The following is a 19,563-nucleotide window of genomic DNA, read 5'->3' on the forward strand; positions in this document are numbered from 1 at the left end:
ATGAATGGATCGTGAGTTTTTAGAATTAATTCAGACGTTTGATCGAGCAGCGGGACGTCTAGAAACACTGGAAGAAACGATTTTAACGTTTAATGATGTCATAGAAAAGTTGCATCATCATTTAGACGAATTACTTGAACTTGTTTATTTAGATAATATTGTGACATTAGCGGAACAAAGTAATCAAAAACTGGGACAATTGAATCACCATTTAGATCAAGTCGCTAAAACGTATGAATCGCTTGTGCAGGTGAAGCAATTGATGAATGTCCACGCATTAGAAAATGAAGAGGGGACGTTGACATCGGTTGAAGATAAGCAGTATGTCTACTATGTGGTGTCGGAAACGAACCAAGTGATGGCAGTCAAAAAAGAAATGGGTGGTTATCACGGGCCCGTTCATAACCTTATTTCTAAAAAATTGGTGCAGGCGAACCAAATGGCGTTTGCTTTACGTGAGGAAACAGGTGAGGTCGTCTTATTACAGGGACCACAACTCGCGATGACATACCCACTTGAGGCGACTGACTTTACTATTTTTGGTTATGAACTGTATTATCTAACGGAACAAACCGTAAAGAAATTCCATTTATTAACCCAGGAACAAACAACACTCCTAGAAGGCGTGTGCGCCATAAGGAGCAAAAAGGGCGGGTTATGGTGTCAATCCTTTGATGGGACGCCCCAGTTCATTCCTTTTGCATCTATGTAGCTAAAGGCAAAGAGCTAGGAACATTTATAAATGGCAGGGAACCTTTGCCCTAGTAGTTAAGGGTATGCATGGGCTTTGCCACATGCACTAGGGAATCCAAGCCTTAGTAGACGAGGATAACTAAGAGTTCTTTATGCTCACACCTTAGCGTAGGGGACTCGGGTAAGTTATGTAGGTTGGGTGTTTTTTTGTATGGAATAACTAGGGCAAATGTGTTATGTTAAACGGAGGAGGGGATAAGATGAAGTATGAAATTTTCGGAAACGATTTACCGGGTGTATCGATTTTGTTAGATAAGGGGGAGTCGGTGTATACGCAATCCGGTGGGATGTCGTGGATGTCAGATAAAATGAAAATGGAAACAAACGTTAAAGGGGGCCTCATGAAGGGGATTGGTCGAATGTTTTCAGGGGAATCTCTGTTCATGGTAACCTATACTTCAATGGCTGCGGCTCAGGAGATTGTGTTTGCTTCAACGTTTCCCGGACAAATTTTAGCATTTGATTTATCAAATGGTGAGGAATGGATTTGTCAGAAGAGCTCATTTTTAGTTGGAGAACCAAGCATCCACTTAAGTGTGGAATGGACCAAACGTTTTTCATCGGGATTGTTTGGTGGAGAAGGCTTTATCCTACAACGAATTAGCGGGAAAGGAAAGGTTTTTTTAGAAACGGCAGGAAGTGTCGTTAAACGAGAACTAAAGGCAAATGAGGTTCTTAAAGTGGATACTGGAAATGTGGTTGCCTTTAGTCGCGGAGTTAAATATGAAGTTGAAACCGTAAAAGGATTTAAAAATATTTTCTTTGGTGGAGAGGGGCTCTTTTTAACAAAGTTAACGGGGCCAGGGACTGTTTACTTACAAACTTTAACCATGCAAAATGTAGCGGGACGTTTAATTCCCTATCTTCCAACAGGCGGAAATAATTAAACCCAAAAAGGACAAAACAATCTGTTTTGTCCTTTTAATCATTCAAAAAATAACGAGGTGAGTCTCACGTTTTATTTAATCGATGTCTATTTTCATTTCCTTAAAGTAGTATTCATAGTCGCGTTCATTAATCGCTCGTAATACTTTACATGGATTTCCGACAGCTACGACATGATCAGGAATATCTTTTGTGACGATACTCCCCGCTCCGATGACCGTGTTATCCCCAATGGTAACACCCGGTAAAACGACAGCTCCCGCTCCAATCCAAACATTATTTCCAATGGTAATGGGACGATTAAATTGAGCTTGCTTGATTCGAAGCTCGGGGTGAATAGGATGAGCAGCCGTTGCTAACGTGACATTGGGTCCAAACATCACATGATTTCCAACATAAATATGGGTATCATCTACTAAAGTTAAATTGAAATTTGCATAAACTCCGTTTCCAAAATGAACGTGGTGTCCCCCCAAATTGGCACGGAGTGGGGGTTCAATATAACAGCCTTCCCCAATTTCAGCAAACATTTCTTTTAGTAACTCAGTTCGTTTTTGAAACTCAGTTGGACGTGTTTGGTTAAAGTCATATAGACGGTCCAAACATTGTTCCTGCCGTGCTAAAAGTTCTTCGTTATGACAGTAGTATAACTTTTGATGATGCATGCGTTCTAAGGTTTCCTTGTCATCCATATCCATTCTCCTTTTTAGTAAAGCGTTTCAATTTTTATCTTATCATAGGAGTATTGGGGAGACAAGTTGGAATAGCTGACTCCTTCAATCATTTATTTAGTTTGGTGTACCTAGCAAGGTTTGTTTGTTTTTTCGTTGGGTGTGATGCCATGAAAGAGACATGAGGAAAGTGAGACAAAGAAAAAGTTTCAAGAACTTTGTGATGTCTAATGAAGTGAGGTAATGAAAATGAAACTTGGGCGCGTATCATATCCTCCTAGTTTAAAGGAGGTCACTTTAACAATTCCACGAGGAATCACGTATTTATCGGGAAGTAATGGAGCTGGCAAATCCACGTTATTGGATTGCCTAAGTGGGGTTAATCCGGCGTATGAAGGGACCATTTTAGGGAATGAGTCAGTCGTTTATTTAAATCAACAGCTTTACTTTTCTCCGCGATTACGAGCGCGTGATTTTCTCGATTTTATTTGTCAATTAGAAGGCATAAAGGCGTATGAACAATTATTTAACGCTTTTTTAAAAACGTATGATTGGGTAGAAACTTATGAATCAATCCAGAATAAACAAGTCGGTAAACTTTCTGGGGGAGAACGTCGATGCTTCTTTTTTATCGTCATTTGTTTTTTAGAACGTGAGTGGTATCTTTTTGATGAACCGTTTGCGGGCGTGGATGAAGCGGGAAAGAAAGTCATGATAAACATGATGAAGGCACTCCTTCGTCAGGGGAGAAACATTCTTTTGACGAGTCATGAAAAGGAACCTCTTCGTGATTTTGAAGCATTAAACGTGATAGAACTCACCGAAGGGACGTTAATTTTAAAGTCAGTACACAAAAACCACACGGATTAGCGTGTGGTTTTTGTGATTGGTTGGCCCTTGGCGTCAAAGTTTTTTCTTAACGCATGTTCGGTTAGAAAAATTGGAATAAAGAGGACGATGAGTTGAGGAATGTAAAGGAGATCACCGCCGATAGCGAAAGGGATGTCTTTTGCGCCCATGAGGATCAATCCCATTAAAAGGGTGAATACGAGTAAATAGAGGCCCCATTTTTTAAAGAGACGCCCACAGAAGTAGTGGGCAAAAACCCAAGTGTCCTTATTTTTCATCGAACGTGTCGTGCGATATCCCCAGACCGGATTGATGGTTTTGGGGACGTGTTGAGAAAAGAGGAAACCTATTATTAGCATAGTAAGTGGGATAAAGAGTTGAAATGAAAAAAGGAGTATTTTCATTGGATTCACGTCCTTTGTAAGTTTGAGTTAATCATAACACATGAGATAGTGGGGGGGCAAGGAAAAGTATTCCTAAAGCGTGTGGTGTGTAACAGGTGGTGAGAATTTGATGAAAAGAGGCGGTCTTTTGCCTTTTTTTGTGCCCAAATGTACACGGAGAGCATATAATAAAGTGTCAATCCATCGTCGAGTGAAACGTGTTAAATAGTTAGTCAGCCCCGACAGGAAAGGGAAGGGATGGGGTTTTGGTGAATATTAATCGAGTGGAGGTTTTAATCTTAAATCATAAGGAGCAGGCAGTTAAAAAGTTTGGGCGTAATAGTCAGGCAATTCGTTACTATCAGGAAGGAACGAGCAGCGATTTAATCAATGATTTATATCAACATTGGTTTGGAATTAATGAGGCGTGTATCGTGGCGCATCATTTGGCAACGATTAGTGACGAGCAAGATGATGTCAATTACATGGTGGCGGTCAATCATTTTAATGCATCGACCTCTTACGAATTGAAAAAAGCAAAGGGAAAACGGCTTCGCTACGTCTTTGTCTTTTTTGATCAAGAAGAGCAAGAGGCCCGTGCCTACGCTTATCAACTGCTTAAGCCAATGCTCCTTGGTAACAAAACGCAACCGGTATCAGTGGATATCGATTATCATAATGTCACTTTTTATTAAGAAAGATTAAAAGGGGAAGAAAGCTCTTCCTCTTTTTTTATGCGGGATTTTTGTAGTAGAATCGTCCCTTGTTTGGAACGTTTCTTGTTTCATTAAATGGAGGAATTGCGGAAGAGCAGAAAGGAGCAAGAGAATGGAGCAGATGATCCATGAGGTTGAAAGTGAAAATTGATCGGATAACCACCCAACGAAGACGAAGCAAAGAACGGTAAATCCAGATTCAAGTGTATTAAAGGTAGAGAGGAGAGTCGCACGATGAGAGGATTTGATTTCATTGTTTAAGACCGAGTAACGGTAAACTTGTTCGGACGACATGGCGACAATATGCAAAGCAAAAAAGATAAGGGCGAGCGTGAATGAGCGGGACCATGCCGTTAGGAGAATAGCGCCTGCATTTAAACTCGTTGTTAGCAAAAAGAAGGAAAGTTTATTTTCAAATCGTGAGGCTATTTTAGGCGTTAAATAATGTCCGAGCATGGCACAAAGTGTAATGAGAATTGAAATATATCCAGTGATGAGTGTTTCTGATTTTTGACTAAAGAACAGTTGCCACTGTGAGGCGGGCCCACTTAAGATGAACTGCAAGGGAAGAAGGGAAAGGGCGAGATGAAAAAAAGAAGGGTTGGCTTTAAATGCCTGTATGCCGGATAGAAGTGTCGGACGCTCACCCTCCTCTGCCTGCCGTTGAGTCTGATAGGGAGTTTTTGCATCCATTTTACACATGACAACAAGGACATTGAGGAGTAACAGGAGGGGAGCAAGAATGAAGGGGAGTTGGAGATTAATTTTGGCAAGAAGTTGAGCACCTAGGAAGGTGACGATGAGATTCGCGGCACTTAAGTAGAATTTATCCTTTGAAAAGAGTTGGGTGGAATCAAAAGTCGGATCGAGGGCATGGATTCGATCTAAGGCCCAAGATTCTAATGTCCCTGATTTTAGTGATTCGCCGATAGCAGTTAGAGCCGCGGCGGTCAATAGTCGTCCGATATGATGATGAGAAACTAATAAAAGAAATAATCCGAGTGCACGGATGAGACCACTTAAGATCATTGATGCTTTTCGCCCATAGCGATCAGAAAAAACGCCGGCAGGTAGCTCGGTTAAAAAGTTAACGAGCCAAAAGGTCCCACCGAATAAGTTAATATGTAAAAACGAAAATCCGAGCTGTTGTAAATAAAGATAGAAAATAGCACCAAAAATAGCGAGCGAACTCGTGTAAGAAATATTAATCATAAAATACGCGTGTTTAATTTTTTTGATGGATGTTTCCATGGCAGGTTCCCCCTTTTTATTGCAACGCTCCGCATCTATTAAAGGGAGGAGATTCCCGTTCAACCGGTGAGGCGTTTTCTTTTTTCTATTATTACAGATTTTTAGGGGGGCAAGAATTGTTTGGTAATTATAACCATTTTATTACTTTTGAGAGAAAGGATTGGACCTTTAAGTTTTCTTTAAGGTTCGTCGGTATAATGAAAGAGGAAGGCGGCTTTTCAAATCCATACACGCCGGTTAGGAAAGGCCCAATGAGTCATATCGCAAATGAGATGGGAGGTCTATCAATGGCAAAACTAATGACGTTTAGACGGTATGAGAAAAAGTTTATGTTAACCCGGGCGCAATATGAGGCACTGATTCCACGATTGTTAGTTTATATGGAATTGGATCATCATTGTAAGAATCATCGGCCCTATTCCATTTATAACGTCTATTATGATACGGTGAATTTTGATGTGATTCGCCATTCGATTTCGAAGCCTTATTATAAGGAAAAGTTGCGTTTACGAAGTTATCGTATCCCGGGGAGTGAGGAGGAAGAGGTTTTTTTAGAGTTGAAGAAAAAAATTAAGGGCATCGTGAGTAAACGCCGAATGGCGCTCTCGTTAGCAGAGGCCAAGGCGTTTGTAAAGTGTGGGATTTTACCGACAGTTAAAGATGAGAAATCGAGTCAAGTGATGGCAGAAATCGCCTACTATTTAAAACATCATCGCGTGCGAGAAGCGGTTTATGTTGGGTATCAGCGATATGCCTATTTTGCAAAAGATAATCCCGATTTTCGTCTGACGTTCGATTTTAATATTTTGACACGACGTGAGGTGTTAAAACTAGAAGCGGGTTATTTTGGGACAGAATTGCTAGGCCCCTCTGAGTATTTAATGGAGGTTAAGATTTTAGGGGCAATCCCTAGTTGGTTTACGTCGCTGTTATCGGAGCTTCGTATTTATCCGACACATTTTTCAAAATACGGTCAGGAGTATTTAAATCATTGTCAGTTTAGTGAAAAAAGGAGAGAACAGTTATGTTAGAAACGATTATTCAAACGGTTGATGGGACATCATTGACGTTAGTAAATACGTTAATCATTATTGGAACGTCATTTCTTTTAGGGGCGCTCATTAGTGTGGTGTATATGAAAACGATGAAAAAGACGGGGTATAGCCCAAGTTTTGCTGTTACGTTGATCATGTTACCGATGATTATTTCGGTGATTATTTTGCTCGTTGGTAATAATGTCGCTCGTGCGTTTAGTTTAGCGGGAGCCTTTTCGCTCATTCGCTTTCGCAGTGCCCCAGGGGAGCCTAAAGATATTGCTTACGTCTTTTTTACATTGGCCGTTGGACTTTGTACAGGGATGGGCTACCTCGGATATGCTGTTATTTTTACGGCAATCATGTGTGTCGTGATGTGGGGAGTTGAGGTAACAAATTTTGCGCGAATGAAAACGAAGACGATGAAATTAAAAATTGTCGTTCCAGAAGATTTGAATTATGAGGGAACGTTTGATGAAATTTTAGAGGATTATGCGTTAACTTATCACTTAGATCAAGTGCGGACGCGGGATTTTGGGGCGCTTTTTGAGTTAACTTATACGCTAAGTCTCGATGAATCGACGTCTCAGAAACAGTTGATAGATGAGATTCGATGCCGAAACGGCAATTTAAATGTGACATTAATTCAATCTGAATTAATGGTTTAAAGTGAAAATAAAGGAGCCTTTGTTATGAAAAACAAGCGAATTTACCGAGGTATGTTTTTAAGTCTAGCTTTAATCGCTGGATGTGAGGGGGTAAAGGATTCCCCTTCTTCGGCGGACGAAATAAAAGATTCCCTGTCATCGACGTTAACAGAAGGGACTGCCATCCAATTAGGAGAAACGATTACCATTGATGGGGAGGGGGCGACGGCGTCGAACCAAACCGTGAGGATTACACAGGCGGGAACGTACTTAATTAGTGGAACGCTTGAGGATGGTCAGATTCAAGTGGAAGTTGGCAATCAAGAAGAAGTGAATTTGGTTTTGAATGAGACTCAGATTTCTTCCACCACTGGTGCGCCTATTTTAATCACGCAGTCTGCAAAGACAACGATCACGCTAATGGAGGGAACACAAAATGTTATTTCCCATCAAATGGTCATGAATGATGGGGAGGAAGTGAGTAAGGAAGAAAAGGCGGCTATTTTTAGTCAGGATGATTTAATGATAACGGGGACGGGTTCTTTAACGGTGGATGCAAAGACGTATAATGGCATTGTGAGTCAGGATGATTTGGTGATTGAGGATGGAAACTTTGTCATCGAGTCGGCTAATCACGGGCTAAAGGGGAAAGATTCAGTTGTCATTGAAGAGGGGACGTTTAAGATGACGACGAAGGGAGATGCCATTCAATCGGATCAAGAGGCAGATGAAGAGAAGGGATTTATTACGATTCGTGGGGGAGATTTTGATTTAGTGGCAGAGCAAGATGGAATTCAGGCTCAAACGAAGTTAGTCATCGAGGGTGGAACGTTTAAGATTGAAACGGGTGGTGGATATGAAGCAGGCGCGGTAAAGGAAACGACGTCGCAACCTCCTTTTAATCGTGGAGCCTCGGCGACGGCCGAGACGGCTACTACTCCTAGCGCTAAAGGTTTGAAAGCAGGCCAGGAGTTAGTGATTGAAGGCGGAAGTTTGACGATTAATTCAGCGGATGATGCGTTGCACACGAACGGCTCATTATGGATGAATGGGGGAGAGGTGACACTTTCAACGGGGGATGATGGGTTGCATGCAGATGAGACGGTTGAAGTGAATGGTGGAACGGTTGATATTTTAACGTCTTATGAAGGTTTAGAAGGTCAAGTCGTCCGAGTCAATGATGGGGTGATTCGATTAGTCGCCACCGATGATGGGATAAATGCCGCGGGTGGAATGGATGGCTCTGGATTTATGTCTTTTTTTAATCCAACGACAACATCACAACAAGAGGGCGAATCGGGATGGATTGAACTTAATGGTGGATGGCTTTACGTCAACGCCTCGGGAGATGGTTTAGATGCAAATGGCTCAATCATCATGACGGGCGGTGTGGTCATTGTTGAAGGGCCGACGAGTGGACATGATGGCATTCTTGATTTTGATGAGACATTTGATCTTCAAGGGGGACAGTTGATAGCCTCAGGAGGTGTCGGAATGCTGCAAACTCCGAGCGAGACTTCAACGCAACCGACGTTGGTGATTCAAGATTCATTTGAAAGTGGCGAGTTGATTCACATTCAGTCCGAAGAGGGGGCAGAAATCGTGACTTTTTCTCCGTCGAAAGCGTCACAGGTCCTGATCATCAGTTCACCCGACCTTAAGATGGAATCGACCTATCGTGTGCTAAGTGGGGGAACGTATTCGGTAGAGGCGACAGACGGAGTGTATCAAGACGGAACCTACACCGAAGGAGAGGAACGATTCCAAGTCGCCCTTTCAGATTTGATTACGAGTAACGGGACTTTAACTGGTGATGGGATGCGCGGCCCTGGAATGGAAGAAGGACCTGGGATGAGAGGGACCAAAGACATGAGGGAAGCACCGGAAATAAAGGATCATCCAAAAATGGAAATGAATTCGGACTTAAAAACCCCTACGTTAAATTCTTTTTAAACGAAATGAATAAAGGCAGTCCGATGAATGCGGACTGCCTTTGTGGTAAGAAGGAGAGTTAGAGAGGTGAGGAGGTTAAGGAGAAGATTTCAAATGTTATCAATGTGCAACGTGAATAGTCATTTACTTTGTGCCTACTTATCCCCATCTTGACATCGTAAGAATAATAGAGTTACAGTTATAAAAAAGGATTAAAACGATGCGGGGGTTAAAATGAGCCTTTCTTTCAAGCTAGTGCTATCTTTGAGCATCGAAAAGAAAAAAGAACCTTCTCGTTAGAAGGTTCATGATAAACAATCTCAATGTTAGGGATAGATGCTAGGATGTATGGACGAGATTTTTAACATTGTTTATCGATATTCCTGTCACTTCCGACACACATTCAATATCCATTCCCGTTGATAATAGTTTTTTTGCGACTTCTAGTTTTCCTTGTTCAATGCCTTCATCGCGTGCGGTTTGTAAACGACTCGTTTCATCAAGCAAAGCTTTTAAACGTGCCTCATAGTATAAACGGAACTGCTCATTACAACTTAAAATTAGGAGGTCATCTTTTGCCTCACGAATGGTTTCATCTTGACGGGCTAACTCGTAGCTCACTTGACTTTCTGGATGCTTAATAAATTCAAGCCACGCTTCTAACTGCGTTTTAATGTCACTTGCTTGCTTTATATCCTTTATTTTATCAAGTTCGATAAAGTGAAGTTCTAATAAATCACTAAGTATCTCATTGCGCTCTTTTTCTTTTAGAACATAACAGCTATGATACTCGGGCGTATCGAGTAAATTAAAGTCGAGGAGATTAATGCAAATCGTTCGCCCAAGCTTTTGATACGGATTTCCGGATTGAAGTTGTCCAGAAAATAAACGGCTCCAATAATATAAACTACGCTCAATCATGTTCTTTTCATCTGCTACCTGAACTTCAACATTAATCAGTTCCCCTTTGTTTGTTGTAGCTAAAATATCTAACGATCCGAGCTTATCATTTTTATATTGTTTATCGAGTACTCGATCCTTAAAGGTAATCGAAGTAATCGGTTCATCTGGAAGTAAAACAGCGTTTAAAAATGAAATTAATAATTCTGGTCTTTTCTAAGCCCTACCAAAGGAGGATAGCTAAGAGTTCGTTACACTCACTCCTTAGCGCAGGGGACCCGTTTCCAAACAGCCCCTTGAACACAAAGTCCATGGTCGGCGGTAATAACACAGGTCCATTCCCTACCAGTTGAGGATAGCTAAGAGTTCGTTACACTCACTTCTTAGCGCAGGGAACCCAGCCCTACTAGTGGAGGATAGCCAAGAGCTTTCGCTACTTGGCGCAGGGAACCCACGTCTTTCCCATCTCCCTCTAATTGTTTCAATTGTTCGATTAATAGATTTGAATGCATCATTTTTACTGCCCTAGCAATGGAGGATACATTATCGTTGTAAACAGTAGGGGTCCTTTTTTGATGAGTTTGATTTTCGCTATAAAAAGGGGAGAAACGGAGTCATCTCATGGATGATCAATTTTTCCCGATGATAGGTTTTGCAGTTCGCTTTTCTTCTCAGTTAATCAAGAGTCGTTATCTTGTGTCTAGGAAGGTTTGATAGGTAGGGTGACAACAAAGGTTGTTTTTCCAGATGAAGTACTGGTTGCGAAAATATTTCCGTGGTGTGCCGTGATAATGGATTTAGCAATGGCGAGTCCAAGTCCATGACCGCCTGTTTCTCGTGTGCGCGACGCATCGGCACGATAGAAACGATCAAAGATTTTAGGAAGATCTTCAGTTGCAATGACTGTTCCTGTGTTTTGGACGGTCAGTTCATAAACAGAAGGACGTCGTTTGAGAGAGATGTGAATGGTGCTACCATCTAAGGCGTGTTTAATGGCATTATCGAGTAAAATAACGACGACTTGTTGGATTCGTGTCACATCGCCATATGCGATCAGTTCAGGTTCGATGTCAAGCGCTAATTGTTTATGGGATTCAAAGGCTACTGACTCCAGTGGAAGAATCGCGGTCATGAGAGCGTCGCTGAGTGAGAATGGGGTAAGCGTCATCTCCATTTCCTGGCTATCACTTTTCGCTAAAAAAAGGAGATCATTTACGAGCTTTTCCATCCGATTGGATTCTGTCTGAAGGTAATTGATCCATTTTTCTGAGGCCTCGATGGTCTGTTTAGGGTGAGTGGTTAGCACTTCGAGTGTTGTTTTAATGACAGCAATTGGTGTTTTTAATTCATGGGAAGCATCCGCCATAAATTGTTGTTGTAATTCATAAGACTTGGCAATGGGGCGAATGGCCCAGTTGGCTAAAAAGTAGCTAATGATGGTTAGGACAATGAGTGAGAGACCACCAATGGCCAGAAGAATCATCGTCAGTTGTGTCAACGTTGCCAATTCGGCGGAACGGTCTAAGAAGACAAGTAGCTTTTCACCGTCCGGTCGTGGTTGGATAAGATAACGCAATTTAAACCCCTCAAAGGAAAAGGTTCCAGTTTCCTTATCTTTGGCTAGCACCCTTTCAACAAGTTCCTGCGGAGATTCGATGGACGTATCGGGTGGCAAATGGGAAATAGAGGCGACGATTTGTCCCTCTTCATTGATTTTAAAAATGAAGCTTGATTGAAGCAGTAATGGATTAAAAGGAGATTTTTTCAAGGGTCCCCATTTTTTCGGCTCATTCATCAAAGGAGGTGGAAGATTTCCATCGTTTCTTGCCAACTCTTCCATGATTTTTAGCGCTTGCCTCGTTTCAGCTTTGGACATCAAACCGTAGGTACTGATAAAAATAGATAAAAATACGGTCAGTAAAATGGAGAGATGGATGAGAAGAAAACGTCGTTTTAAATGTGGAATCACTCCTCCCCTCCTCCTAACGTGTAGCCGACGCCACGGACAGCCTTAATCATAAGAGGAGACTTTATGAATTGAAGCTTTTTCCTTAGAAAGGATATATACACCTCAACATTATTATAATCGACATCAGCATCATATCCCCAAACCTTTTCGATGAGCATCTCTTTCGTGACAATTTGCCGTTTATGATGCAATAAACAACTCATCAAGTTGAACTCTTTTAGCCCAAGTTGAATCTTTTTCTCCCCATGGCAAAGTTCGTGGGTTGAAAGATGAAGAGACGTTTCTTTGAACCGAAGGCAATCTTCCGTTAAGACGTTGCCTTGCCGACGTAGTAGGGCCCGAATTCGGGCAAGCAATTCTTCAGTTGAAAACGGCTTGGTTAAATAATCATCAGCGCCTAAATCAAGACCATGGACTTTATCTGAAACTTGATCTTTGGCAGTTAAAAGTAAGACAGGGGTCGTTACATCGTACTGACGAATCATGTTCAATACGTCAAATCCATTTCTTTTAGGGAGCATCACATCTAGGATGATGACATCATAAATCCCACGGAGTCCATATTCAAGTCCGGCTTCGCCATCGTAGCAACAGTCGACGATATACTTTTTCGCTTTTAACAGATGGGCAATGGCATCCGATAAATGACGTTCATCTTCAACTAATAAAAGTCGCATTTTAATCACCTCACTTTCATTTTATCACACATTTCTTAAAGGATTCTGAAAAAAGAGGGGCGGTAGCCGTTATTCCTGTCGCCATCAGACTGTTAATTTTTTTTGTGCAAATCATGAAACAGATGGTATGAATCAAAAAAATCGACAATATAATGAAATGAATATAGGTTTTATCGATGGGAAAATGGGGTGGAAGAGATGATGAATTTTTTAAATAATATGAATTTGTTACCTAAAAATTTTATCGTTGCAAATATTGTTGAAATTTTGAAAGAAGACCCGGATAACGGGGTTGATAAGTTGTATGAAATGTCGGGAACGTTTATCACCGATCCGCAGATTAAGGGTGTGATTGACCAAATTAAAATGTATTATGATACGCATCCTGCGATTAAACGATACGTCAAAAATATGATGTATAATACGAATAAAACGTGTTTGAATCATTTTTTGCAAAATGTTGCGGTGAAGGAGTTGTGGGAGGGAATTTCAACACGTGAGGAGATGTCTAAAAAGTATTCGGTCGCGATTCCTAATGCGTTAGTGTTAGACCTTGGGATGACGTGTCCGCTGTCGGGGCGTGGTTGTACCTGTCGACCTCAACCGGGAAATGTGATGCCTGTCTCTGAGGTTCATCGTTTAGTAGGGGAGGCACGGGACTTAGGTGTTCATATCGTGGTGTTAACAGGAGGGGACCCATTTTTAGAGGAACGATTATTTAGTGTGTATGAAGCTTATGATGATGTCGAGTTTATCGTCTTAACAACAGGACTTGCCGTGACTTCAGTTGTTGCACAACGCATCGCAAAACTTGGAAATGTGTTACCGCTCGTTATTTTAGAGGGGACCCAAGCCTTGGATTCAACGACACAACAAACGGTTTTACGTTCCCTTGATATCATGAAAACAAACGGCATTTTATTCGGTATTTTAACGCCAGTGACACCCAAAAATGTCGCGCAGGTGACAACAGATGAATTTATTTTACCGCTCATTCGTAAAGGTTCGCGTTTGAATGGTTATGTCATTTCATTACGGCAAACGGAGGCGCCATGGAGTCATGAGGCGCTCAAAGACTTAGAGGAGCATATTTCCTTTATTCGTCAAACCCGCCCATACGTCACCGTTTTACTTGAAACGGATCAGATGACTAAACGTTGCGCAGTTGGTTCATTGGCCTTTCACTATGGTTTTGATGGACAAGATCAAGTCCTTGTTTTTCCACGAGTAACAACGACACAAACTGTGAATCAGCCATTAATTCAGGTGCTTCGCTTGATGCGATAAAAGACCTAAATGGAGTTCTAGAAATAAGGGGCTTTGTTTGATATAATCACCTCCAGAGAGAAAGAGGTGATTTTTTTATGGCACAATGGTTGATTTTTGCTTTATTAGCCGCAGTGAGTGCAAGTTTCGTGACGATTTTTACAAAAATCGGGATTCATCATTTAACGCCGGGGTTAGCCACGAGTGTGCGTGCAGTTATTATGGCTATATTTTTAGTGGCCGTTTCGTTCAGTCGGGGCGACTTTCACCAGTTAAAAGAGCTTGTGATGTACAAGCGGGATGTTGCATTTTTAATAGGGGCTGGAATTTGTGGGGCACTTTCATGGTTATTTTTAAACATCGCATTGAAAACGGGAAAAACATGGCAGGTCGCGCCCATTGATAAATTATCAGTTGTGATTACCGTTGTTGTTTCGTTGCTGATCTTCCAAGAAGAAATAACCATGAAGGGAATCATCGGCGTTGTTTTAATTGCAATTGGGACCGTATTTGTAGCGCTAGCTTAACAGGTGAGACGGCATTAGCTTATTCGTTTGGTATGTTAAAAGCCCTTCATTTTCGTTTGAAAATGAAGGGCTTTTAACATAAAATGATGACCTGAAGCCCATTCTATCCCATGATTAAATTTTTAAAAGCTTCACAAGAATATATTAATATTTAAGAACTGTCTATTAACTTTTCTTCACCTTTTAAATCAAAAACATTTTCTAAATCAACACTCGTCATAGTATGAAGATAAACATCTTCTTCACTACTTTGATTAAATGCTAATTCATAAGCTTCCTTCAACGAAAGAGAAGTATTATTTTTTGAAAGATTTAAATTAAAATAATAACCTATACAAACTATAAAAAAAACAAAAAATAAAGGGTATTATTATTTTCCTATTATAAAATCTCATAAATCTCCCACCCAAAAAGTACAAAGAATTACCTTGGAGATAAATGGTTTCTCCAAGGTAATTCTTTATTACTATCAATATAAATATATGTACCAAAAGAGATTATTGGATTTTGCCGATTACTTCCTACCCAATGGACTGATGCATATCCAACTTCCGGAACTTTACCAGAAGCAGTACGATTGGTTCCACTATAAGCATTAACATCTTGATTATAACGAACTGCTACTTTAATATTTATATCATTTTCTGAGAAAAACAACCAACATAACCACTAACCTCAATGTTAATAACAATCTGCTTTTTATAATAACAACTCCCATAGTTTTTATATTAAAGCGTATAATATAAATATCCATTCTAAATGAACACTATCTTAAAATCATCAAACAGTGAGGAAAAAAATGAAAAAAACAAAAAACATCCTGTCTTTATTATTAATTTCAATTTCTTTATTTTTAAATTATAACTCAACTAAAATTTTAGCTGAAAATAAAAATTTATTTTTTAGTCATCTCTCAAATGAAGAAAAACTTTCACAATACAATCGAATACTAGATTTACTATTATTTGATTCTATACAAAAATCAATAAATGAAATTTATGGTGAAAATCAACGAGAATATTGGAATTTTGAAATTATAGAAATTGAACGAGGTTATTATCCATCACCATTTAATTATCGTTTAACAGTGAAATTTCAAACCTTTGCTGGGGCGCATAGTGAACCATACGACGATAATATAGCAGTATACGATATTATTAATTTTTCCCCATTAAAAATAAAAGAAATTAAATTCGAACATCATCCAACAGAAAATTAAAAATGTGTATACAACATAATAATATTGCATAATTTAAATAATAAAAAAAGGTAGAAATATTTCTACTTTTTTTTATTTTTCTTTCAAAACCCTACATAATTCATATAACCAACATTCCGAGCATATGTTTCAAGCGTCATTTCACTCTCTAATTCTTCATCCTTTTCAGAATCAATATGAATTAAATCATCATTTTGTGTATCATCTAAATTTAATTTTTTATGCCACTCTTTTATGAATGCTAAAATAAATGTGTTTCTTCCGCCTATAAGATATCTTTTCATTATATCAGGTAAAGCGTTTTATCACCCAAAGTCAGGAAGAACCAACTCCTCTTGATTACATATATAGATTTTATTCACCCACACGATTTGACAAAGAGCCGTTTTAAAAAGAAGGTCACCCAATCAGGGGACCTTCTTTAGATCATTCAATTAAACTTGAAGGGTTAGTTCCATTCATCAACGTTTGTTAGGCCTTCAATGTCTGAAGCTTTAAACGTTGGGTTTTGAATTCCTTGTTTACGTTGCATCGTGTAATTTTGTAGCGCTCTAAAGGCAAATTTACCAAGTAATAAGATAGCAATTAAGTTGACAATCGCCATAAATGACATAAATAAATCAGCTAAATCCCATACGATGGCAACCTTTGTAAGAGATCCGAAAATAATCATTGCAACAACAACAACGCGGTAGGCGATTAACCACCCTTTTTTCGTGCTCATAAATTCGATATTCGATTCTCCATAATAATAGTTTCCAATAATAGAACTAAAAGCAAAAAGTAAAATACAAAGGGCAATAAAGTAGTTTCCAATTACTCCGATTTGTGAAGTTAATGCAGCTTGTGTCAGTTGGATTCCTGTTAAATTAGGATCAGCGTGTGTTCCAGATAATAAAATAACAAAAGCTGTACAACTACAAATTAAAATTGTATCTGTAAAAACACCAAGTGTTTGGATTAATCCTTGTTGAACTGGGTGGCTAACTTCAGCAGTTGCGGCTGCATTTGGCGCTGATCCCATTCCGGCTTCATTTGAGAATAATCCACGTTTAACCCCTTGAATAAACATCACACCAAAGGCACCTGAGGCGAATGATGTAAAATCAAAGGCTTCTGAAATAATCAGACCAATTAATGCTGGAATCTTTGTGATGTTTAAAACGATGACTAATAAGGCCACAAGAACGTAAGCGACAGCTAATACAGGAACGATAATTTCTGAAACTTTCGCAATTCGTTGAACACCACCAAAAATAACACCCGCGGTAATAATCGCAAGTAAAATTCCCATGAATAATTTGTCCATTCCAAACGCCGTTTGGAATGCTTCTGTAATGGTATTGGCCTGAACGGCATTAAAGACAAATCCAAAGGTAATCGTAATTAAAATAGAGAAGAGTAATCCAAGCCAACGCTTGTTTAATCCTTTTTCAATATAATAAGCGGGACCTCCACGGTAAGCACCAGAAGCATCTTTTACTTTATAAATCTGTGCGAGCGTACTTTCGACGAAGCTTGAAGCACCACCAATAAGGGCGATAATCCACATCCAAAACACAGATCCTGCTCCACCAACGGCAATCGCTAAGGCAACCCCTGCAATATTTCCTGTTCCAACACGTGAGGCAGTACTAATACAAAACGCCTGGAAAGATGAAACTTTTCCATCTTTTGATGATTGTAAGGCACCATCTCCGAGTAATTTAATCATGTCTTTAAACATTCTAAATTGTACGAATTTCAACTTAAAAGTGAAATAAAATCCTGCGATGAGCAGTAATACGATGAGTAAGTACGTACCAATATACGTATTTCCAAAACTAATAATTGCATTAAGGAAGGTTAAGATCTTTTCCCCGATAACTTGTAACATTTCCATAATGTCCTCCTTTTGATGTTATATTATTGTCATATTCTGACACTCCCGCCAATAAGTATATCGTAAAATTGATGAAAATGGAAGAAGAAAGAAACAAAATGAAAAAAATGCCAATTTAAAAAGAGCAACTTGCAAGAAAGAAGTTGCTCTTTTCATTTAGTTTTGGAAAGGTTTAAATCCTGTGAGAACAAGTGTTGCCCAATCTGAATCAGGAGTTGTTTTCCATTCACATGTGACATTTAATTTTTTTAACCAGGCATTTAATCCTGTTGCAGTTTTACCGTCTGTTGCTGCCTGACGCCCAAAGACCTCTTTAATATATTCAAGGAGCTCCTTTTGCATCGTTGCATCTAGTGGCTTATCGATTAATGTTTCTAAATGTTCACGAACAGTGGTATAGTTTTGTTTATCATCGCGGTATAAATCGTTGACTAATAGTTGACGCTCACGATTTAACTCTAAGACAACCGCTTTAATTTCATCATGATTCGTTAAATATTTTTTAGCAATATTCATCGCTTGAACGGCTTGATCAATTTTAACAATACGTTTTTCAATAGCTGAACTTTTCATGTTTTCACTTCGCATTTCTACTAGTTTTTATTATAAGCCTAAGCATTATAACACTCTTATTTTAACTTTTCAATATAGGAATTTAAAAATTTGGTGTGATGAATGAGGAAAGAAAGTAAGTTGCTTTTTTTATTCGATTTCTAAGGAGAAAGGTTAAGGGGAGCATCTTAAGGAACAAGGGATAAAGAAGAAAAAAGAACCATATTTTTGTATAAAAGAAAAAGATTTTCGTCTACAATAGAATATTATGGTTAATGGTTGATAAAAGGAGCGGGCAAGATGAAGATTTATATTGATGCGGATGGATGTCCGGTAGTGAAGGAAACGATTGAGGTGGCGACTGCTTTTTTGATTCCTGTTGTGATTGTTTGCGATGTGGCCCATGAATTTTTTTTTGACGGGGTAGAAGTTGTGACGGTCATGCGGGGGATGGATGCTGTTGATTACGAGATTATGAATCGACTTGAAGTTGGCGATTTGGTTATTACGCAAGATTATGGCTTAGCGGCGTTGGTGTTAGCCAAGCGTGGTTATGCATTGAATCAAAATGGACGGCAGTACGATGAAAATAATATTGATGAACTGCTTTATCGTCGGCATACATTAAAGAAATTAAGGCAAGCGGGTGAGCGAGTGAAAGGTCCTAGGAAACGTTCAAAGGAAGATACGGCTCATTTTGTAAAAGCGTTGACGACATTTTTGACCGAAATTTGTGAAACCTGTTCTAGATAAACTTATCAAATGGCGAAATTTAAGGTATAATAGTATTTTTGAGACTAAAATGTCAGGTTGAATTAAAAGTTAAAAAAAGTTGGCTTGCTTGAAAAAAGGGGGGGGATTCAAACCAATGGACAACCTCCCATAAAAAATATCCGAATCCTCATATGATCAAGATGGGAAATATGAGGACTTATCAATTGGATTTGAATAAGCATGAGAAACTATCTACTTAACGGACGCCAGTTTTGGAATGAAGATGGTCATTAAAGACTTAGTTGTTTGCAGTGACGCACATGTTTTTAAAAATATCCATCAAACACCCGTCGTTCGTAAGTGAGAGAGGCGTTTAAAACGACTTCAAAAACATATTTCTTGAAAATATAGAAGGAATAAAAATAATTAAAAGGAGGTGAAACCCGTTGTCAATTTGTTAAAACAGCAAATATTATAAAACTCGCACGTGAAATTCGATGACGACACCGGTGGTAAAAAAACAAGAAGTCATCCTACTTCACCTCATAACGAATTAGAGAGTGAAAACCAAACCTTCTCGTCTTGCTATAGAGATTTCAACTCTTCTTGGTATGATGAGAAATAAACGGTTATCAAAAGCTATTTAAAAGCAAGTCTCCTATGCATTTAAGCGCTAAATTCACTATAACGGTGAAAAGTATCGGGACGAGTTCGTAGAAGCTAATAAGTGCAATCC

Annotated in this window: 20 protein-coding genes; 11 read left to right on the forward strand and 9 right to left on the reverse strand. The window is 39.4% G+C overall.

Going from position 1 to position 19,563, the window contains the following annotated elements:
* The first annotated feature begins 4 nt into the window (after positions 1–4).
* Both AACH31_RS05035 and AACH31_RS05040 read left to right on the forward strand, forming a co-directional pair.
* On the forward strand, positions 5–712 hold the full coding sequence (locus AACH31_RS05035; RefSeq protein ID WP_161832538.1) for a hypothetical protein: 708 nt from the start codon (positions 5–7) through the stop codon (positions 710–712).
* Between the two features lie 241 nt (positions 713–953).
* Positions 954–1,640, forward strand: coding sequence for a TIGR00266 family protein (locus AACH31_RS05040; RefSeq protein WP_161832539.1), 687 nt, complete (start codon positions 954–956; stop codon positions 1,638–1,640).
* A gap of 75 nt (positions 1,641–1,715) precedes the next feature.
* Here AACH31_RS05040 and AACH31_RS05045 read toward each other — a convergent pair whose 3' ends face one another.
* On the reverse strand, positions 1,716–2,330 hold the full coding sequence (locus tag AACH31_RS05045) for a sugar O-acetyltransferase (protein ID WP_161832540.1): 615 nt from the start codon (positions 2,328–2,330) through the stop codon (positions 1,716–1,718).
* 228 nt (positions 2,331–2,558) lie between these two features.
* Between AACH31_RS05045 and AACH31_RS05050 the strand changes: the two genes are divergently transcribed.
* The gene (locus AACH31_RS05050) at positions 2,559–3,179 is read left to right on the forward strand and encodes an ATP-binding cassette domain-containing protein (protein WP_262953592.1); all 621 of its coding nucleotides are present in this window, start codon (positions 2,559–2,561) and stop codon (positions 3,177–3,179) included.
* On the opposite strand, the gene AACH31_RS05055 is transcribed toward AACH31_RS05050, so the two are convergent.
* The gene (locus tag AACH31_RS05055) at positions 3,176–3,562 is read right to left on the reverse strand and encodes an SdpI family protein (RefSeq protein ID WP_262953591.1); all 387 of its coding nucleotides are present in this window, start codon (positions 3,560–3,562) and stop codon (positions 3,176–3,178) included. The two genes, AACH31_RS05050 and AACH31_RS05055, sit on opposite strands and share 4 nt — an antisense overlap.
* A 576-nt stretch (positions 3,563–4,138) precedes the next feature.
* Here AACH31_RS05055 and AACH31_RS11790 point away from each other — a divergent pair.
* Positions 4,139–4,246, forward strand: a complete 108-nt coding sequence (locus AACH31_RS11790) for a hypothetical protein (RefSeq protein ID WP_411040336.1) — start codon at positions 4,139–4,141, stop codon at positions 4,244–4,246.
* Here the strand turns inward: AACH31_RS11790 and AACH31_RS05065 are convergent.
* Positions 4,243–5,508 carry an MFS transporter gene (locus tag AACH31_RS05065; RefSeq protein WP_161832548.1) on the reverse strand — a complete coding sequence of 422 codons (1,266 nt, stop codon included), beginning with the start codon at positions 5,506–5,508 and terminating at the stop codon, positions 4,243–4,245. The two genes, AACH31_RS11790 and AACH31_RS05065, sit on opposite strands and share 4 nt — an antisense overlap.
* Before the next feature lie 287 nt (positions 5,509–5,795).
* On the opposite strand from AACH31_RS05065, the gene AACH31_RS05070 reads away from it, so the two are divergent.
* The 3 genes from AACH31_RS05070 to AACH31_RS05080 are packed head-to-tail and all read left to right on the forward strand — an operon-like array spanning position 5,796 to position 9,142.
* Positions 5,796–6,539, forward strand: a complete 744-nt coding sequence (locus AACH31_RS05070) for a polyphosphate polymerase domain-containing protein (protein WP_161832549.1) — start codon at positions 5,796–5,798, stop codon at positions 6,537–6,539.
* On the forward strand, positions 6,533–7,210 hold the full coding sequence (locus AACH31_RS05075; RefSeq protein WP_161832550.1) for a DUF4956 domain-containing protein: 678 nt from the start codon (positions 6,533–6,535) through the stop codon (positions 7,208–7,210). The genes AACH31_RS05070 and AACH31_RS05075 overlap by 7 nt, the downstream gene beginning before the upstream one ends.
* 24 nt (positions 7,211–7,234) lie before the next feature.
* Positions 7,235–9,142, forward strand: coding sequence for a carbohydrate-binding domain-containing protein (locus AACH31_RS05080; protein WP_262953587.1), 1,908 nt, complete (start codon positions 7,235–7,237; stop codon positions 9,140–9,142).
* A gap of 318 nt (positions 9,143–9,460) precedes the next feature.
* Here the strand turns inward: AACH31_RS05080 and AACH31_RS05085 are convergent, their stop codons facing one another.
* The 3 genes from AACH31_RS05085 to AACH31_RS05095 all read right to left on the reverse strand — a co-directional run bounded on the left by AACH31_RS05085 (position 9,461) and on the right by AACH31_RS05095 (position 12,667).
* A complete protein-coding gene (locus AACH31_RS05085) occupies positions 9,461–10,219 on the reverse strand; it encodes an Rpn family recombination-promoting nuclease/putative transposase (protein ID WP_338618094.1) in 759 nt (252 codons plus the stop codon).
* A gap of 502 nt (positions 10,220–10,721) precedes the next feature.
* Positions 10,722–11,897 (reverse strand): sensor histidine kinase, encoded by a 1,176-nt coding sequence (locus AACH31_RS05090; RefSeq protein ID WP_432766972.1) that lies wholly within the window; start codon positions 11,895–11,897, stop codon positions 10,722–10,724.
* Positions 11,898–11,986: 89 nt separating this feature from the next.
* Positions 11,987–12,667: a response regulator transcription factor gene (locus tag AACH31_RS05095; protein ID WP_262953585.1), complete on the reverse strand. Its 681-nt coding sequence runs from the start codon at positions 12,665–12,667 to the stop codon at positions 11,987–11,989.
* 201 nt (positions 12,668–12,868) lie between these two features.
* Between AACH31_RS05095 and AACH31_RS05100 the strand changes: the two genes are divergently transcribed.
* Together AACH31_RS05100 and AACH31_RS05105 are read left to right on the forward strand one after the other, a co-directional pair.
* On the forward strand, positions 12,869–13,954 hold the full coding sequence (locus AACH31_RS05100) for a radical SAM protein (RefSeq protein ID WP_161832554.1): 1,086 nt from the start codon (positions 12,869–12,871) through the stop codon (positions 13,952–13,954).
* 77 nt (positions 13,955–14,031) lie between these two features.
* On the forward strand, positions 14,032–14,460 hold the full coding sequence (locus tag AACH31_RS05105) for an EamA family transporter (RefSeq protein ID WP_161832555.1): 429 nt from the start codon (positions 14,032–14,034) through the stop codon (positions 14,458–14,460).
* Between the two features lie 423 nt (positions 14,461–14,883).
* Here the strand turns inward: AACH31_RS05105 and AACH31_RS05110 are convergent, their stop codons facing one another.
* A complete protein-coding gene (locus AACH31_RS05110) occupies positions 14,884–15,117 on the reverse strand; it encodes a hypothetical protein (protein ID WP_161832556.1) in 234 nt (77 codons plus the stop codon).
* Between the two features lie 142 nt (positions 15,118–15,259).
* On the opposite strand from AACH31_RS05110, the gene AACH31_RS05115 reads away from it, so the two are divergent.
* Entirely contained in the window at positions 15,260–15,679 is a 420-nt protein-coding gene (locus tag AACH31_RS05115) for a DUF3888 domain-containing protein (RefSeq protein ID WP_161832557.1), read from the forward strand.
* A 448-nt stretch (positions 15,680–16,127) separates the two neighbouring features.
* Here the strand turns inward: AACH31_RS05115 and AACH31_RS05120 are convergent, their stop codons facing one another.
* Together AACH31_RS05120 and AACH31_RS05125 are read right to left on the reverse strand one after the other, a co-directional pair.
* Complete coding sequence (locus AACH31_RS05120; RefSeq protein ID WP_161831405.1) at positions 16,128–17,561, reverse strand: alanine/glycine:cation symporter family protein; 1,434 nt, start codon at positions 17,559–17,561, stop codon at positions 16,128–16,130.
* A gap of 156 nt (positions 17,562–17,717) precedes the next feature.
* Positions 17,718–18,134: a hypothetical protein gene (locus tag AACH31_RS05125; RefSeq protein ID WP_161831403.1), complete on the reverse strand. Its 417-nt coding sequence runs from the start codon at positions 18,132–18,134 to the stop codon at positions 17,718–17,720.
* A 279-nt stretch (positions 18,135–18,413) separates the two neighbouring features.
* Between AACH31_RS05125 and AACH31_RS05130 the strand changes: the two genes are divergently transcribed.
* Positions 18,414–18,866 (forward strand): YaiI/YqxD family protein, encoded by a 453-nt coding sequence (locus AACH31_RS05130; RefSeq protein ID WP_161831401.1) that lies wholly within the window; start codon positions 18,414–18,416, stop codon positions 18,864–18,866.
* The last annotated feature ends 697 nt before the right edge of the window (positions 18,867–19,563 follow it).

This window comes from Turicibacter faecis, from assembly GCF_037076425.1.
GTDB lineage: Bacteria > Bacillota_I > Bacilli_A > MOL361 > Turicibacteraceae > Turicibacter > Turicibacter faecis.

Coding starts and splice junctions, on each gene's coding strand:
- AACH31_RS05075 (WP_161832550.1), top strand. CDS start 6,533: ATGTTAGAAACGATTATTCAAACGGTTGATGGGACATCATTGACGTTA.
- AACH31_RS05115 (WP_161832557.1), top strand. CDS start 15,260: ATGAAAAAAACAAAAAACATCCTGTCTTTATTATTAATTTCAATTTCT.
- AACH31_RS05095 (WP_262953585.1), bottom strand. CDS start 12,667: ATGCGACTTTTATTAGTTGAAGATGAACGTCATTTATCGGATGCCATT.
- AACH31_RS05045 (WP_161832540.1), bottom strand. CDS start 2,330: ATGGATGACAAGGAAACCTTAGAACGCATGCATCATCAAAAGTTATAC.
- AACH31_RS05055 (WP_262953591.1), bottom strand. CDS start 3,562: ATGAAAATACTCCTTTTTTCATTTCAACTCTTTATCCCACTTACTATG.
- AACH31_RS05070 (WP_161832549.1), top strand. CDS start 5,796: ATGGCAAAACTAATGACGTTTAGACGGTATGAGAAAAAGTTTATGTTA.
- AACH31_RS05080 (WP_262953587.1), top strand. CDS start 7,235: ATGAAAAACAAGCGAATTTACCGAGGTATGTTTTTAAGTCTAGCTTTA.
- AACH31_RS05050 (WP_262953592.1), top strand. CDS start 2,559: ATGAAACTTGGGCGCGTATCATATCCTCCTAGTTTAAAGGAGGTCACT.
- AACH31_RS05035 (WP_161832538.1), top strand. CDS start 5: ATGGATCGTGAGTTTTTAGAATTAATTCAGACGTTTGATCGAGCAGCG.
- AACH31_RS05090 (WP_432766972.1), bottom strand. CDS start 11,897: ATGTCCAAAGCTGAAACGAGGCAAGCGCTAAAAATCATGGAAGAGTTG.
- AACH31_RS05105 (WP_161832555.1), top strand. CDS start 14,032: ATGGCACAATGGTTGATTTTTGCTTTATTAGCCGCAGTGAGTGCAAGT.
- AACH31_RS05130 (WP_161831401.1), top strand. CDS start 18,414: ATGAAGATTTATATTGATGCGGATGGATGTCCGGTAGTGAAGGAAACG.
- AACH31_RS05065 (WP_161832548.1), bottom strand. CDS start 5,508: ATGGAAACATCCATCAAAAAAATTAAACACGCGTATTTTATGATTAAT.
- AACH31_RS05100 (WP_161832554.1), top strand. CDS start 12,869: ATGAATTTTTTAAATAATATGAATTTGTTACCTAAAAATTTTATCGTT.
- AACH31_RS05040 (WP_161832539.1), top strand. CDS start 954: ATGAAGTATGAAATTTTCGGAAACGATTTACCGGGTGTATCGATTTTG.
- AACH31_RS05125 (WP_161831403.1), bottom strand. CDS start 18,134: ATGAAAAGTTCAGCTATTGAAAAACGTATTGTTAAAATTGATCAAGCC.
- AACH31_RS05120 (WP_161831405.1), bottom strand. CDS start 17,561: ATGGAAATGTTACAAGTTATCGGGGAAAAGATCTTAACCTTCCTTAAT.